Raw genomic sequence first — 13,242 nt, 5'->3', positions numbered from 1 at the left:
GAATCAGGACCGATAGCTATAGATCCCGCCAGAAGCATTCGTGACAAGCTTTCGGCCATGGTGGCGATGGATATCACCACTATAGCCGAAACACATATTTCTAAAGTTTGGCGTACTAAATGAACAATACTGAAGAGAAGATCGTCTTCAACTGCGTCGCCCATCGGCCGGACGTGGAACGCTTGAGCGTCCACCTGTACCGAACGCCCATTCCGCCGCGAACGCATTCCGGCTTTGCACTGGCTGTCGTGACAAAGGGACTGAAGCGCCTGAACCATATGGGCATCATGCACGAAGTTCCCGCAGGGTCTCTCACCCTTCTCAATCCGGATGAGTTGCACGCCATAGAGCCGGACAATCAACAGGGCGTCATCTATCAGGCCCTGCATGTGCCGACATCGGCCATGATGGACGTTGCCCCGCAAGGCTTCGTCTTCCCCACGCCCGTTTTGCACAACGCTTCCATTGCAAGGCGCTTCGCCGAGCAGCTTATCGTGCTGGATGCGACCCGCAACAACGCTTTGTGGAACGAACGCCTCAGCGATATTCTCTATCACGCAAGCGCGCTCTTTTCATCGCGCAACAACCGCCCTGTCTCCCATGAGGACCACAGAATAAGCCTCGTTCGTACCTATATCGAAGAGCATATCAACGAGAATCTCGAGATCGAGACCTTGTCGGCCCTGATCGATCTCAGCAAGTTCCACTTCATTCGTCTGTTCAAGGAGAATGTCGGCGCAACACCTCACGCCTATATTCAAGCCCGCCGCACGGCGCGTGCCAAGCTGATGCTACAGACCCGCCCGCCCATACAGGTCGCAAGCCTGTGCGGCTTTGTCGACCAGAGCCATCTGACACGGTGGATCAAGGCCTGCTATGGCACGACCCCAAGCGCCTATCACAAGCGGTTCCGGGCGGCTGGACGTGGTATCGCAGAGCCCATGGCCGCCTCCGGTTGATCTGGAGCGCCTTTCACGGCGTAATCGCTGATATGTGAGACAATCAGTGTACGCCATGCCGAAACATCAGAAGAAGAGCGAGTTGCCCTCCAAGATCTGCGTGGTTTGTGCACGGCCTTTCAGTTGGCGGCGGAAATGGGCGCGCGACTGGGAGACAGTGAAATACTGCTCCGACCGCTGCAGACAGTCCAAGGGGGACCGCAGATGATGAAACCGGAGATCGCAATCATCGGTGCCGGTCTTGCAGGCGTCGCTCTGGCAACGCGTCTGGCCCCTCATGCCGAGATCACGCTGGTCGAAAAAAGCCGTGGCCTGGGTGGGCGCATGGCGACCCGTCGCGGTGAGAGCGCTGGCTTCGATCACGGCGCCCAGTATTTTACCATTCGGCATCCTGCCTTTCATGATTTTCTCGAACCCGCTATGGAACGCGGTGTGGTGGAAGTGTGGGATGCTCCGCTGCATCGGCTCAATGCCGCCGCAAAGCTTGAAAAACTGGAGGATCGGTCTCCACGCTTTGTCGCCAATCCCGGCATGAACGCGCTGGTCAGATTTTTCGCAGAGCCACACAAACCCCGATTGAACACAAAGATTGTCGGGGTCGAGGGCAAGCCCGGCCACTGGGGGCTTCGCACAGAAGATGATCAGAGGCTCGGTCCATTCGCCTGGATTGTCTCGACTGCTCCCGCGCCCCAGACAGCAGACCTTTTGCCCCTTGCTCCGGACGATGCCGCAGCAGTCAGGTCGGTGGAGATGCATGGCTGCTTCACGTTGATGATTGCGCTTGGCGAGGCAAGCAGCCTGCCCTTTTCCGCCGCACAGGTTGAGCATCCGGTAATTGGCTGGATCGGTGCAAATCATTCCAAGCCGGAGAGAGCATCAACGCCAGCTCTCGTCGTGCATGCGCGAAACGATTGGTCGCAGGAGCATCTGGAAGCGCCCCTCCCATGGGTGGAAGCGCAGATGATGCAGGCGCTCGCCACGCTTCTGCCTGACCTGGCAGATCTCATCGCCGCGACGCCGGTTCTGCATCGCTGGAAATATGCAAGCACCGCGACGCCACTTGGAAGCCCTTTCCTTCTGGACCCAAACCGCCATCTGGCAGCTTGCGGCGATTGGTGCATCGGCAACCGTGTTGAAGCCGCGTTCCAGAGCGCCGATGCGCTCGCCGCGAGCCTCCTTACCCAGTTAGAGATTGAGCCATGAACCCCAGATACCTCACGCAAATCCTCACCTTCAGCGGAGCTCTGCCCTTTTACCTGCTGCTCATTCCCGGCCTGCCATTGTTTGACGATCCGCTTCGTTTGCAAGCCTTTCTGGCCTATGGCGCCGTCATCGCCTCCTTCATGGCGGGCACGGTGTGGGGAATGGTTCAGAGAGAGATCCGGCCTTCCATAGCCGTCATCATCGCCAGCAATGTCGTCGCCTTGGGCATTTGGGGCTCGCTGTTGCTCCCCAATGCCCTGGCAGCACTTATTCTTCAGCTTTTCGCCTTCTCGCTACTCCTCGGAGTGGATCGCCTGGTGTTCAATCGCGGCGGCGAGCAGGACTGGTATTTCTCAATGCGCATTCGCATCACTGCACTCGTGGTGCTTGCCTATCTTATCCGCCTGACGCTTCCCTTCGGCTGATCACCACGGAATAGAGGAACCGTCATAGGCGAAGAACTGGCCGGTTTGGGCCGGTTGAAGGCCATTCAGAACGGTCAACAGATTGGCTGCGGCAAGATCGGGTGCCGTCCGCTCATGGCCGCCTGAATATTTCTCGGAGAGCGATGTTGCGACCGTGCCGGGGTGTAGCGGCACCAGAACAGATTCGGGATGCGTGCGGGAAAGTTCAACCGAGGCCGTTCGCAGAATCTGGTTCAGTGCCGCTTTCGAGGCTCGATAGGAAATCCAGCCTCCCAGATGATTATCGCCTATGGAGCCGACACGGGCGGAGAGGAAGCCCATCAAGCCGCGCTCCTTCTTCGGCAGCAGGGGTGAAAAATACTTCACCACCAGTGCTGTACCAATTGCGTTCAAGGCAAACTGACGTGACATGGTCTCGGCTGTGATCTGACGCAGAGACTTTTCCGGCCCCACGCCATCAATCGTCAGACCGCCGGTTGCGCAAAAGATCAGATGGAACGGGCCTTCCAGACGCGAAGCAGCTCCTGCAACACTCGCCTCACCGGTGACATCAAGACCATCCTTGCTGCGCGAAAGCTCGATCAGTTCACTGCAATTCATATCGCCCTTAATGGCGGTTGCCATTGCAGATCCAATCCCGCCGCTCGCCCCCAAGACGATTGCGCGATATCCACGCGGCAGCGATGTTAGAAGTGTCATCAGCCCTCTCCTTCAATGCCTATACCTATGCTACGTGCGCACCTTGGTCGTGGTTCAGACGACATCACCTGCTTCCAGTTTTTTCAGAAAGTCGCGTGCACTGACGCGGTAGCTCTGCCGCTGCTCATCGCTCATCCGCCGCCATGTGGCATAGGGCTGCGCCAGCCGCCTATTGCCGGACAGCTTGTCGCCATTGCGATCCAGAAAATCCCAATAGAGCGCGTTGAAAGGACAGGCACCCTCGCCCACCTTCTTCTTCACATCGTAGCGACAGTGCTCACAGTAATCCGACATTTTCGAAATGTAGTTGCCGCTTGCAGCATAGGGTTTCGAGCCCAACAATCCGCCATCGGCAAACTGGCTCATGCCAATCACATTCGGCGCTTCCACCCATTCATAGGCATCCGCATAGACTTCCAGATACCACTCATGCACCTGGTAGGGATCGATGCCCGCCAGCAGTGCAAAGGTGCCGGTCACCATCAAGCGCTGGATATGATGTGCATAGGCGTGATCGATCGTCTCGCCAATCACTGTCGAAAGGCAGCGCATGTGCGTCTCCGCCGTCCAGTAGAAATCCGGCAGATCCCGTTTCGCGTCCAGGAAATTCAGCGTCGTATAGCCCGGCATCTTCAGCCAGTAGACACCACGGACATATTCGCGCCAGCCGATGATCTGGCGGATAAAGCCTTCTACCGCATTCAGCGGCGCATGGCCCGCGTGATACGCCGCCTCCGCCGCGCGACAGACGGCAAGCGGATCGAGAAAACCGATATTGATGTAGAACGAAAGCAGCGAATGGTTGAGAAAGGGATCGGACGCCAGCATGGCATCCTGCGTTTCCCCGAACTGCGGCAGGAAATCGCGAAGAAAACCTTCCAGAACCTCTTCCGCCTGCGACCGGGTGACCGCAAAGCCGAACGTCTCAAGCTTTCCAATGTGGTTGCTAAAGCGCGCCTCGACCAGAGAGAGAACCTCGCTTGTGATCTCGTCCGGTTTGAAACGCTTGTGCTGCGGGCGCAAAAGATCGGGCTTGGCGGGCTTGCGGTTCTCGGCGTCGAAATTCCAGCGCCCGCCTTCGGGGTGATCGCCCTGCATCAACAGCCCCGTCTTTCGACGCATCTCGCGATAGAAGAACTCCATTGTGAGTTCCTTGCGGCCCGACGCCCATTCCCGGAACTGCCTGTGCGAACAGAGAAAGCGCGTATCGGGCAAAATCTGCACCGGCACGCCGGTCAATTGCTGCCAGGCCTTCATATCCTCCAGCACGCGCCATTCGCCCGGTTCCGTCACCCGAATGGCCTGCGGCGAAAGCTCCTGCACGGCAGCCCGCACTTCCTCGCGCAACGAGCCCTTGTTTGCCTCATCATCCAGCCTGCGATAGTGAACGCGAAACCCGCTTTGCCGCAGTTCTTCCGCAAAATGGCGCATGGCAGAGAAGATGAAGGCAAGCTTCAGCTTGTGGTGGCGCACATAGGTCGCCTCCGCCGCCACTTCGCACATCAGGATATGGTCTATGCGCGGATCTGCATCCCGCAGACTGGAGAGTGCAGGCGAAAGCTGATCGCCCAGAATGAAGATGAGATTGCGGAGCTTGGCCATCGGAACACTGCGTAAGGAACTCTTGCAAATCCGATACGCAGCGATCCGGCAGGCAGATTACAATTTAGCGCTGGCAGAGTTTCAGCGGAATGATCTGGCCCGTTTGTTCAGGCACCTCGGTGTGAGGAAGGCGGGTGCGGCCAATGGGAAACCGCACGATCTTGTCCGTCTCTTCCAGTTCATCCGGGCGGCGCGTCAACAGGGCGTAAAGCTCAGGGACCAGCCCATCGCCATTCTGCTGGGCAAGCTTGTGCAGCCCGATGAAAATGGTGCCATCTCGACTATCATGGTTCATGGCGTTTAAGCGTTCCGTTCCTTCATGGTCTGCAATGCCCGCTCCAGGCTCGATTTCGAGCCGTTGCGCAGGGGAATGAAGGTTTTGCTGAACTTCTTGCAGCCGCTCTTCACCCGCAGGCAGGCATCGTGACTGATACAGTCGATGGGGCAGAACACGCAGTCGACAGAGGGCAGAAGCGTATCGATGCGTGAAACAGCCTCTCTCAAACCGCCATCATGGTGGATGAGTTCCGCACCGAAGTTGTTGGCAATCTCGCGCAGATGCGCCACCTGGCAATCGCGCCCGCCCACATAGAGGAAGCTCTTCACATCATTCGAAGCTTCCGCTTTTTCCACCGCCTGCACGGCTGGCTTCTTGCTGGCTGGCTTGCGCTTGTCCTTCTTTGCCACGGCTCGTCTTCCCTCAATTGCGAGTCATGCCCGTCAGGGCGTTGCGAGCGGCACCATAATTAACATGACAAAAAGAGTAAAGTATAAACATGATGATTTTTGTCAGGAAATCACAGCGGCAAGCTTGGTCGCCGCAAAAGTTTTACCGTTTGATAAAAAAAATTGTCATGCTAGGCTCGGTCAGTTGCGTATAAATCCATAAAAGAGGGAAGCAACATGCACAGACTGGGAAGCGGTATCGCAGGAGGCCGTCTGGCACCTGCGGAGTACGAACACAACTTCAAGGATCTCCACCCCCGCCTCGACAAACACGAGGCTCTGGTAGCATCGGACCGATGCTATTTCTGCCATGACGCGCCGTGCATGACGGCCTGTCCCACCGAAATCGATATTCCGCTGTTCATCCGGCAGATATCGACGGGTAATCCTCTCGGTGCGGCCCGCACCATCTTCAACCAGAACATTCTGGGCGGCATGTGCGCCCGCGTCTGTCCCACCGAAACGCTCTGCGAGCAGGCTTGCGTGCGCAATACGGCTGAAGACAAGCCGGTCGAGATTGGCCGTCTTCAGCGCTATGCCACCGATATCGCCATGGAAGGCAATCGCCAGTTCTTCCAGCGGGGTGCTGAAACCGGAAAGGTGGTTGCGGTGGTCGGTGCGGGTCCGGCAGGTCTTTCCTGCGCCCATCGCCTCGCCATGAAAGGGCATTCGGTCGTCATTTTCGACGCAAGGGAAAAGGCGGGCGGCCTGAACGAATACGGCATTGCCACCTACAAGGCGCCGGATGATTTCGCCCAGAAGGAAGTGGACTATCTGCTTGCCATTGGCGGCATCGAAATTCGCAACGGTCAGGCACTGGGCCGTGACTTTTCGCTGCAAGATCTCGCCGCAGATTACGACGCTGTCTTCCTCGGCCTCGGCCTGGCTGGCGTCAACGGCCTTGGCATTGAGGGCGAAGAGCTGGCGGGCGTGGATGATGCGGTGGATTTCATCGCTTATCTGCGGCAGGCTAAGGACAAGTCGGAGGTTCCGATTGGACGCCGCGTCGTGGTTCTCGGCGGCGGCATGACAGCCATTGACGCTGCCATTCAGGCCAAGCTTCTCGGGGCAGAAGAAGTGACCATCTGCTATCGACGCGGCAAGGAAAACATGAACGCCTCTGAATACGAGCAGGACCTTGCCGCTTCCAAGGGCGTGACAATCCGCCATTGGCTGGCGCCAAAGCGCATCCTCGGCAAAGACGGCGCTGTTGCCGGTATCGAACTGGAATATACCGCGCTGCGTGACGGCCACCTTGTTGGCACTGGCGAAACCGGCGTGATTGCCGCTGACCAGATCTTCAAGGCCATCGGTCAATCCTTCAAGGCGAGCGGTCTCGGCAGCCTCGCCATGGAAAAGGGCCGCATCGTGGTGGACGAGCACTGTCGCACCTCCATGGAACGGGTCTATGCCGGGGGCGACTGCATCAACCGGGGTGAAGATCTCACCGTGTCCGCCGTGGCCCATGGGCGCGATGCCGCAGAAGCCATTCATCTTGCCTTTGCTTTAGCCGGTCAGCCGGCTGTGGCCGTCGCTTGAACCGGGAGATGAACCATGGCTGATCTTCGCAATAATTTCGTCGGCATCAAATCGCCCAACCCCTTCTGGCTGGCCTCTGCTCCGCCAACGGATAAGGCCTATAATGTGGAACGCGCTTTCAAGGCGGGCTGGGGCGGCGTTGTCTGGAAGACGCTTGGGTCGGAAGGCCCACCGGTGGTTAACGTCAATGGCCCCCGCTATGGTGCCATCTGGGGCGCTGACCGCCGCCTTCTGGGCTTGAACAATATCGAGCTGATCACCGACCGCCCGCTTCAAATCAATCTGCAGGAAATGAAGCAGGTGAAGATGAACTGGCCGGATCGGGCGCTCATCGCCTCCATCATGGTTCCCTGCGTCGAGGAAGAGTGGAAGGCCATTCTGCCGCTGGTGGAAGAAACCGGTGCGGATGGCATTGAGCTGAACTTCGGCTGTCCGCACGGCATGTCGGAACGCGGCATGGGTTCTGCCGTCGGTCAGGTGCCGGAATATATCGAAATGGTGGTGCGCTGGTGCAAGCAATATACCCGCATGCCTGTCATCACCAAGCTGACACCCAACATCACCGACATCCGCCACCCGGCCCGCGCTGCAAAACGCGGCGGCACGGATGCCGTCTCGCTGATCAACACGATCAACTCCATCGTTTCGGTCGATCTGGATAATTTTGCGCCGGTTCCGACCGTTGGCGGCAAAGGCAGCCATGGCGGCTATTGCGGTCCGGCGGTAAAGCCGATTGCGCTCAACATGGTCTCTGAAATCGCACGCGATGAAGAGACCTATGGTCTGCCAATCTCCGGCATCGGCGGCGTGACAACATGGCGGGATGCAGCGGAATTCCTGGTTCTGGGCGCTGGCAATGTTCAGGTCTGCACCGCCGCCATGACCTATGGCTTCAAGATCGTTCAGGAAATGATCTCCGGCCTCTCCGACTGGATGGACGAGAAGGGTCATCGCACGCTGGACGACATTACCGGACGTGCCGTTCCGAACGTGACCGACTGGAAATACTTGAACCTCAATTATGTGGCGAAAGCCCATATCGACCAGGATGCCTGCATCAAATGCGGCCGCTGCCACATCGCCTGCGAGGATACCTCGCATCAGGCCATCACGAGCATGGTCAACGGCGTGCGCCATTTCGAGGTGATGGAAGACGAATGCGTGGGCTGCAATCTCTGCGTCAACGTCTGCCCTGTCGAAAACTGCATCACCATGGTGGGGCTGGAACCGGGCGCACTCGACCAGCGTACCGGCAAGGTGGTTGACCCCACTTACGCGAACTGGACCACGCACCCCAACAACCCTATGGCGCAGGTGGCCGCGGAGTAAGCGCGTTTAAGTGAGAGATTGGGCGGGGCGCAAAAGGTGCCCTGCCTGCCTTCTTGAAGGCCCTCACCTCAATAAACTGTATATCGTCGACGTCATCGTGCTTATACGGCGCGGCAAGACGCAGATAATGGCATCCCGCATTGTTAATCAGCCACCACACAGGGAAGAGCTAGAAAAGACATGAGGAGCGAACTTCCTGCCCCGCACACAAAGCACAACAGCGGCTCCATCGGCAATGGAACGAGGTGGCTCCAGGAAAAGGCCGCCACGCCGCCTGCGAGTGAAACGATGAAAATATCATGCGGGCGTTTGCGCAATTCAAAGAGAGTATAAATCCAGGCGAGGATCAGCGCTGGGATACCATAAAATAGCATTGCGGCGAGCGAGGCTACGGGAAGCATCAAGGCAAAAATCACCATATCCGCACTGAGGAAATCGGAAGCTCCGAGATTTTGAAACAAAAGCCATAAATAGAGGAAGAACCCAGCTACAGCAGGGCACAAACTGAAGTACCAAAAAACTCTTATTTTGGGATACATTTCAATGTCCTGTCTTGCCATTCCTATCGAATGGCGAGCCCGCGCATGAACAGCTCTTCCAGAAAGCGGGCGGCATCCTCAAACCGTCCCTCGCCTGATTTTTCGCCCAGCACAGCCTGCACCTGCACATCGAAATCCGCATAATGCTGGGTGGTGGCCCAGATGGAAAAAATCAGATGGTGCGGATCGCATTTTGCCATTTTGCCCGCCTTGATCCAGGCACGGATCACGTCTGCCTTTTCATCCACCAATTGCCGCAAGGGGCCGTTCAACTCATCCGTGATGTGAGGTGCGCCCTGAATGATTTCATTGGCAAAGAGGCGGCTTTCACGGGGGAAATCGCGCGACATTTCCAGCTTTCGACGAATATAGGAGCGGATTTCCGTTTCCGGGTTTCCCTCCGCATCGAAAGCGCGCAACGGCTCCAGCCAGGTAAACAGCATGCGGTCCAGAAGCGCGCGGTGAATGGCATCTTTGGTGCGGAAATAATAGAGGAGATTGGGCTTGGACATGCCAGCCGCCTCGGCAATCTGATCGATGGTTGCTCCGCGAAACCCATAGGTGGAGAAGATATCCAGCGCCGCTTCGAGGATCTTTTCCTCTTTCTCTTCCTGAATGCGGGTGCGCCGCTGTGTCTTCGCCGCTCGCGGTGTCATCACCCTCTTTCACCCCTTCTTGCACCGCACTGAGCCAACGCAGATGCACAAAAATTACCCCGGCAAAACGACTGCCGGAAACTTGTTCATTTTTTCAAGGCCATCGTGATTTTGCGCTTGAGTGCGCCGATGGAAATTGTAAGCTTTTACCAATCGGTCAAATATCAATGAGCTGCCGGGCAAAGGCAATAGACCTCTCTTCGCCTTGCTTCAAGAAGCAGCCAACGACCGCCCAGGGAACAGCAGCCGCATCGCGTTGAATAACGGCTGAAACAGATAAAGGAATGAACGTATGGTGGCGGCACCAGGCGAAAACCTGCGCGTGAACGGCGACAGGCTGTGGGACTCGTTAATGGACATGGCGAAGATCGGCCCTGGCATTGCCGGTGGCAACAATCGCCAGACCCTGACGGATGCCGATGGCGAAGGCCGCCATCTGTTTCAGAAGTGGTGCGAGGAAGCGGGCCTTACCATGGGCGTGGACAAGATGGGCACCATGTTTGCCACCCGCCCCGGCACCGACCCGGATGCCCTGCCCGTCTATGTCGGAAGCCATCTCGATACGCAGCCGACGGGCGGCAAATATGACGGTGTGCTCGGGGTTCTGGCCGGTCTGGAAGTCATTCGCACCATGAATGATCTCGGCATCAAGACCAGGCACCCCATCGTCGTCACCAATTGGGCAAACGAGGAAGGCGCTCGTTTCGCGCCTGCCATGCTGGCCTCCGGCGTGTTTGCCGGCGTTCATAGCTTGGATTATGCCTATGGGCGCAAAGACCCAGACGGCAAGACCTATGGCGATGAGCTGAAGCGCATAGGGTGGCTCGGCGAGGAAGAGGTGGGCGCGCGCAAGATGCATGCCTATTTCGAATATCACATCGAGCAAGGGCCCATCCTGGAAGCAGAAAACAAGCAGATCGGCGTCGTCACGCACTGCCAGGGCCTCTGGTGGCTGGAATTCACGCTGACGGGCAAGGAAGCCCATACCGGCTCCACACCAATGAATTTGCGCGTGAATGCGGGGCTTGCCTTTGGCCGCATTCTGGAAATGGTGCAGGAAGTGGCCATGTCCGAGCAGCCGGGCGCTGTGGGTGGCGTGGGACAGGTGTTCTTCTCGCCCAATTCCCGTAATGTGCTGCCGGGCAAGGTGGTCTTCACCGTCGATATTCGCACACCTTCCCAGGAAAAACTGGACCGGATGCGGGCAAAAATAGAAGCGGAAGCCATGAAGATCTGCGAGCCGCTTGGCGTTGGCTGCACGGTGGAAGCGGTCGGCCACTTCGATCCCGTCACCTTCGACCCCACATTGGTCGAGCGGGTGCGCAGCGCTGCGGAAAAACTCGGCTACAGCCACATGGATATTATCTCCGGTGCCGGTCACGATGCCTGCTGGGCGGCCAAGGTGGCCCCTTCCACCATGATCTTTTGCCCTTGCGTCGGCGGCCTCAGCCATAACGAGGCGGAAGAGATATCGAAGGAATGGGCAGCGGCAGGTTGCGATGTGCTGTTCCATGCCGTCGTCGAGACAGCGGAGATCGTCGAATAAGCAAGCGGCCGGCAGCCTGAACGAAAGACAAAGGGTGCCGGCCAAAGCCGGTCCCTTCAAGAAGACAGACAGAGGGAACGGATCAATGAGCACAGTCATCAAAAACGGCACCATCGTCACGGCAGACCTCACCTATATTGCCGATGTGAAGGTGGATGGCGGGAAGATTGTCGAGATCGGGCCGAACCTTTCCGGCGATACGGTTCTGGATGCCAGCGGCTGCTATGTCATGCCGGGCGGCATCGATCCGCATGTGCATCTGGAAATGCCCTTCATGGGCACCTATTCGGCGGATGATTTCGAGAGCGGCACCCGCGCAGGTCTGGCAGGCGGCACCACCATGGTGGTGGATTTCTGTCTGCCCGCACCCGATCAATCGCTCCTCGAAGCGCTGCAAATGTGGGACAACAAGACCTCCCGCGCCACGGCCGATTACTCCTTCCATATGGCAATCACCGGCTGGAACGAGCGCATCTTCGACGAGATGCAAGTGATCGTTCAGGAGAAGGGCATCAACACCTTCAAGCACTTCATGGCCTATAAGGGCGCACTGATGGTGAATGATGACGAGATGTTCGCCTCCTTCCAGCGCTGTGCGGAACTGGGCGCCCTGCCGCTGGTCCATGCGGAAAACGGCGATGTGGTTGCCTCCATGACGGCAAGACTTCTGGCAGAAGGCAATGATGGGCCGGAAGGCCACGCCTATTCCCGCCCGCCGGAAGTGGAAGGCGAAGCGACCAACCGCGCCATCATGCTGGCAGACATGGCGGGCGTTCCACTCTACGTGGTCCACACATCCTGTGAGCAAGCGCATGAAGCCATTCGCCGCGCGCGCCAGAAAGGCATGCGCGTGTATGGTGAGCCGTTGATCCAGCACCTGACGCTGGATGAAAGCGAATATTTCAACAAGGATTGGGATCACGCAGCCCGCCGCGTCATGAGCCCGCCTTTCCGCAACAAGCAGCATCAGGATTCGCTCTGGGCAGGCTTGCAGTCCGGCTCTCTCTCCTGCGTGGCAACGGACCATTGCGCTTTCACGACCGAACAAAAGCGCTTCGGCGTCGGCAATTTCGCCAAGATCCCCAACGGCACCGGCGGCTTGGAAGACCGCATGCCCATGCTGTGGACCTATGGCGTAATGACCGGTCGATTGACCATGAACGAGTTCGTCGCCGTCACCTCCACCAACATCGCCAAGATCCTCAACATGTATCCTAAGAAGGGTGCGGTTCTGGTTGGGGCCGATGCAGATCTCGTGGTCTGGGATCCCAAGCGCTCCAAGACGATTTCTGCCAAGACCCAGCAATCCTCCATCGATTACAATGTCTTCGAAGGCAAGGAGGTGACCGGCCTGCCGCGCTTTACGTTGACGCGTGGCTATGTCGCCATCGAGGAAGATCAGGTGAAGACGCGCGAGGGTCACGGCCAGTTCGTCAAGCGCGAACCCTTCACGGCCGTCAACAAAGCGCTTTCCACATGGAAGGAGCTGGTCGCACCCCGCAAGGTGGAGCGTACGGGCATTCCCGCCACGGGGGTGTGAGCGGTGCAGCTTGCGGGCTCAACATGGCTTCACCGAAGCGTGCGTTTTACCGCTGGCTACACCCTTGCGGTTCTGGTCGGCGTGCTCGGCATGTGGGTGACAATGGAGATAGAGGATGCTGTCCTCTACGGTCGCCTACCGCTTTTCATTCTGCTCTTTCCCGACCACGTCCTGAAAGTCCTGCGGCTGACGGCAAACATCATGCCGATCTGCCTTCTGCTGGCGCTCCCATGCGCGCTTGTCAGCCTGCTCATCATGAAACGGCGCGGTCGGCAGCAATGGTGGCATTTTGTAATCGCTGGAGCGGTCTGCCCGCTCCTCGGCATCACCGCTCTGCAGCTTCTGACCTTTGGCCGCTTCTTCAACCGCAGTATTGTTTTCCTGGCGCTGGAGCTTGTGCCCACAGGCATCTTCGCAGCACTCGTGCTCTGGTTCGTTGCCTTTCGGCAGCGCGAAGGGATTTTGAGATGACAGGAGGT

At 57.9% G+C, this 13,242-nt stretch carries 15 protein-coding genes; 9 read left to right on the top strand and 6 right to left on the bottom strand.

What is annotated here, in order from left to right; genetic code table 11:
- Nucleotides 1–119 precede the first annotated feature (119 nt).
- From ACFSE1_RS09875 to ACFSE1_RS09860, 4 genes are read left to right on the top strand one after another with little or no spacing between them, the layout of a single operon-like run.
- Nucleotides 120–959 carry an AraC family transcriptional regulator gene (locus tag ACFSE1_RS09875; RefSeq protein ID WP_377400097.1) on the top strand — a complete coding sequence of 280 codons (840 nt, stop codon included), beginning with the start codon at nt 120–122 and terminating at the stop codon, nt 957–959.
- A 55-nt stretch (nt 960–1,014) separates the two neighbouring features.
- Nucleotides 1,015–1,167, top strand: a complete 153-nt coding sequence (locus tag ACFSE1_RS09870) for a DUF2256 domain-containing protein (protein ID WP_377400094.1) — start codon at nt 1,015–1,017, stop codon at nt 1,165–1,167.
- Nucleotides 1,164–2,162: an NAD(P)/FAD-dependent oxidoreductase gene (locus ACFSE1_RS09865; RefSeq protein WP_377400091.1), complete on the top strand. Its 999-nt coding sequence runs from the start codon at nt 1,164–1,166 to the stop codon at nt 2,160–2,162. Before ACFSE1_RS09870 ends, ACFSE1_RS09865 begins: the two co-directional genes overlap by 4 nt.
- Nucleotides 2,159–2,587, top strand: a complete 429-nt coding sequence (locus ACFSE1_RS09860; protein WP_377400088.1) for a DUF3429 domain-containing protein — start codon at nt 2,159–2,161, stop codon at nt 2,585–2,587. Before ACFSE1_RS09865 ends, ACFSE1_RS09860 begins: the two co-directional genes overlap by 4 nt.
- On the opposite strand, the gene ACFSE1_RS09855 is transcribed toward ACFSE1_RS09860, so the two are convergent.
- The 4 genes from ACFSE1_RS09855 to ACFSE1_RS09840 all read right to left on the bottom strand — a co-directional run bounded on the left by ACFSE1_RS09855 (nt 2,588) and on the right by ACFSE1_RS09840 (nt 5,530).
- Nucleotides 2,588–3,286: an SDR family NAD(P)-dependent oxidoreductase gene (locus tag ACFSE1_RS09855; protein ID WP_377400085.1), complete on the bottom strand. Its 699-nt coding sequence runs from the start codon at nt 3,284–3,286 to the stop codon at nt 2,588–2,590.
- Nucleotides 3,287–3,340: 54 nt separating this feature from the next.
- Nucleotides 3,341–4,888, bottom strand: a complete 1,548-nt coding sequence (locus ACFSE1_RS09850; RefSeq protein WP_377400082.1) for a cryptochrome/photolyase family protein — start codon at nt 4,886–4,888, stop codon at nt 3,341–3,343.
- 64 nt (nt 4,889–4,952) lie between these two features.
- Nucleotides 4,953–5,183: a hypothetical protein gene (locus ACFSE1_RS09845; RefSeq protein ID WP_377400079.1), complete on the bottom strand. Its 231-nt coding sequence runs from the start codon at nt 5,181–5,183 to the stop codon at nt 4,953–4,955.
- A 5-nt stretch (nt 5,184–5,188) separates the two neighbouring features.
- Complete coding sequence (locus ACFSE1_RS09840; protein WP_377400217.1) at nt 5,189–5,530, bottom strand: DUF2325 domain-containing protein; 342 nt, start codon at nt 5,528–5,530, stop codon at nt 5,189–5,191.
- A gap of 261 nt (nt 5,531–5,791) precedes the next feature.
- On the opposite strand from ACFSE1_RS09840, the gene ACFSE1_RS09835 reads away from it, so the two are divergent.
- Together ACFSE1_RS09835 and preA are read left to right on the top strand one after the other, a co-directional pair.
- Nucleotides 5,792–7,153 carry an NAD(P)-dependent oxidoreductase gene (locus ACFSE1_RS09835; protein WP_377400076.1) on the top strand — a complete coding sequence of 454 codons (1,362 nt, stop codon included), beginning with the start codon at nt 5,792–5,794 and terminating at the stop codon, nt 7,151–7,153.
- 15 nt (nt 7,154–7,168) lie between these two features.
- Entirely contained in the window at nt 7,169–8,482 is a 1,314-nt protein-coding gene (preA, locus tag ACFSE1_RS09830) for an NAD-dependent dihydropyrimidine dehydrogenase subunit PreA (protein ID WP_377400073.1), read from the top strand.
- Nucleotides 8,483–8,625: 143 nt separating this feature from the next.
- On the opposite strand, the gene ACFSE1_RS09825 is transcribed toward preA, so the two are convergent.
- Nucleotides 8,626–9,021: a hypothetical protein gene (locus ACFSE1_RS09825; protein WP_377400070.1), complete on the bottom strand. Its 396-nt coding sequence runs from the start codon at nt 9,019–9,021 to the stop codon at nt 8,626–8,628.
- A 23-nt stretch (nt 9,022–9,044) separates the two neighbouring features.
- Complete coding sequence (locus ACFSE1_RS09820) at nt 9,045–9,680, bottom strand: TetR family transcriptional regulator C-terminal domain-containing protein (protein WP_377400067.1); 636 nt, start codon at nt 9,678–9,680, stop codon at nt 9,045–9,047.
- Between the two features lie 289 nt (nt 9,681–9,969).
- On the opposite strand from ACFSE1_RS09820, the gene ACFSE1_RS09815 reads away from it, so the two are divergent.
- From ACFSE1_RS09815 to ACFSE1_RS09805, 3 genes are all read left to right on the top strand, one after another.
- Entirely contained in the window at nt 9,970–11,223 is a 1,254-nt protein-coding gene (locus ACFSE1_RS09815) for a Zn-dependent hydrolase (protein ID WP_377400063.1), read from the top strand.
- An 85-nt stretch (nt 11,224–11,308) separates the two neighbouring features.
- Complete coding sequence (gene hydA, locus ACFSE1_RS09810) at nt 11,309–12,763, top strand: dihydropyrimidinase (protein WP_377400060.1); 1,455 nt, start codon at nt 11,309–11,311, stop codon at nt 12,761–12,763.
- A 39-nt stretch (nt 12,764–12,802) separates the two neighbouring features.
- A complete protein-coding gene (locus tag ACFSE1_RS09805; RefSeq protein ID WP_377400057.1) occupies nt 12,803–13,234 on the top strand; it encodes a hypothetical protein in 432 nt (143 codons plus the stop codon).
- Nucleotides 13,235–13,242: the final 8 nt, after the last annotated feature.

The organism is Affinirhizobium helianthi, from assembly GCF_042680945.1.
GTDB lineage: Bacteria > Pseudomonadota > Alphaproteobacteria > Rhizobiales > Rhizobiaceae > Neorhizobium > Neorhizobium helianthi.
The sequence above is the reverse complement of the archived record's forward strand: the minus strand, read 5'-3'. Positions and strand labels throughout refer to the sequence as shown.

What these genes read in the sequence shown, in the direction of transcription:
- ACFSE1_RS09875 (WP_377400097.1), top strand. Translation starts at nt 120, where the DNA reads ATGAACAATACTGAAGAGAAGATCGTCTTCAACTGCGTCGCCCATCGG.
- ACFSE1_RS09870 (WP_377400094.1), top strand. Translation starts at nt 1,015, where the DNA reads ATGCCGAAACATCAGAAGAAGAGCGAGTTGCCCTCCAAGATCTGCGTG.
- ACFSE1_RS09865 (WP_377400091.1), top strand. Translation starts at nt 1,164, where the DNA reads ATGATGAAACCGGAGATCGCAATCATCGGTGCCGGTCTTGCAGGCGTC.
- ACFSE1_RS09860 (WP_377400088.1), top strand. Translation starts at nt 2,159, where the DNA reads ATGAACCCCAGATACCTCACGCAAATCCTCACCTTCAGCGGAGCTCTG.
- ACFSE1_RS09855 (WP_377400085.1), bottom strand. Translation starts at nt 3,286, where the DNA reads ATGACACTTCTAACATCGCTGCCGCGTGGATATCGCGCAATCGTCTTG.
- ACFSE1_RS09850 (WP_377400082.1), bottom strand. Translation starts at nt 4,888, where the DNA reads ATGGCCAAGCTCCGCAATCTCATCTTCATTCTGGGCGATCAGCTTTCG.
- ACFSE1_RS09845 (WP_377400079.1), bottom strand. Translation starts at nt 5,183, where the DNA reads ATGAACCATGATAGTCGAGATGGCACCATTTTCATCGGGCTGCACAAG.
- ACFSE1_RS09835 (WP_377400076.1), top strand. Translation starts at nt 5,792, where the DNA reads ATGCACAGACTGGGAAGCGGTATCGCAGGAGGCCGTCTGGCACCTGCG.
- preA (WP_377400073.1), top strand. Translation starts at nt 7,169, where the DNA reads ATGGCTGATCTTCGCAATAATTTCGTCGGCATCAAATCGCCCAACCCC.
- ACFSE1_RS09825 (WP_377400070.1), bottom strand. Translation starts at nt 9,021, where the DNA reads ATGTATCCCAAAATAAGAGTTTTTTGGTACTTCAGTTTGTGCCCTGCT.
- ACFSE1_RS09815 (WP_377400063.1), top strand. Translation starts at nt 9,970, where the DNA reads ATGGTGGCGGCACCAGGCGAAAACCTGCGCGTGAACGGCGACAGGCTG.
- hydA (WP_377400060.1), top strand. Translation starts at nt 11,309, where the DNA reads ATGAGCACAGTCATCAAAAACGGCACCATCGTCACGGCAGACCTCACC.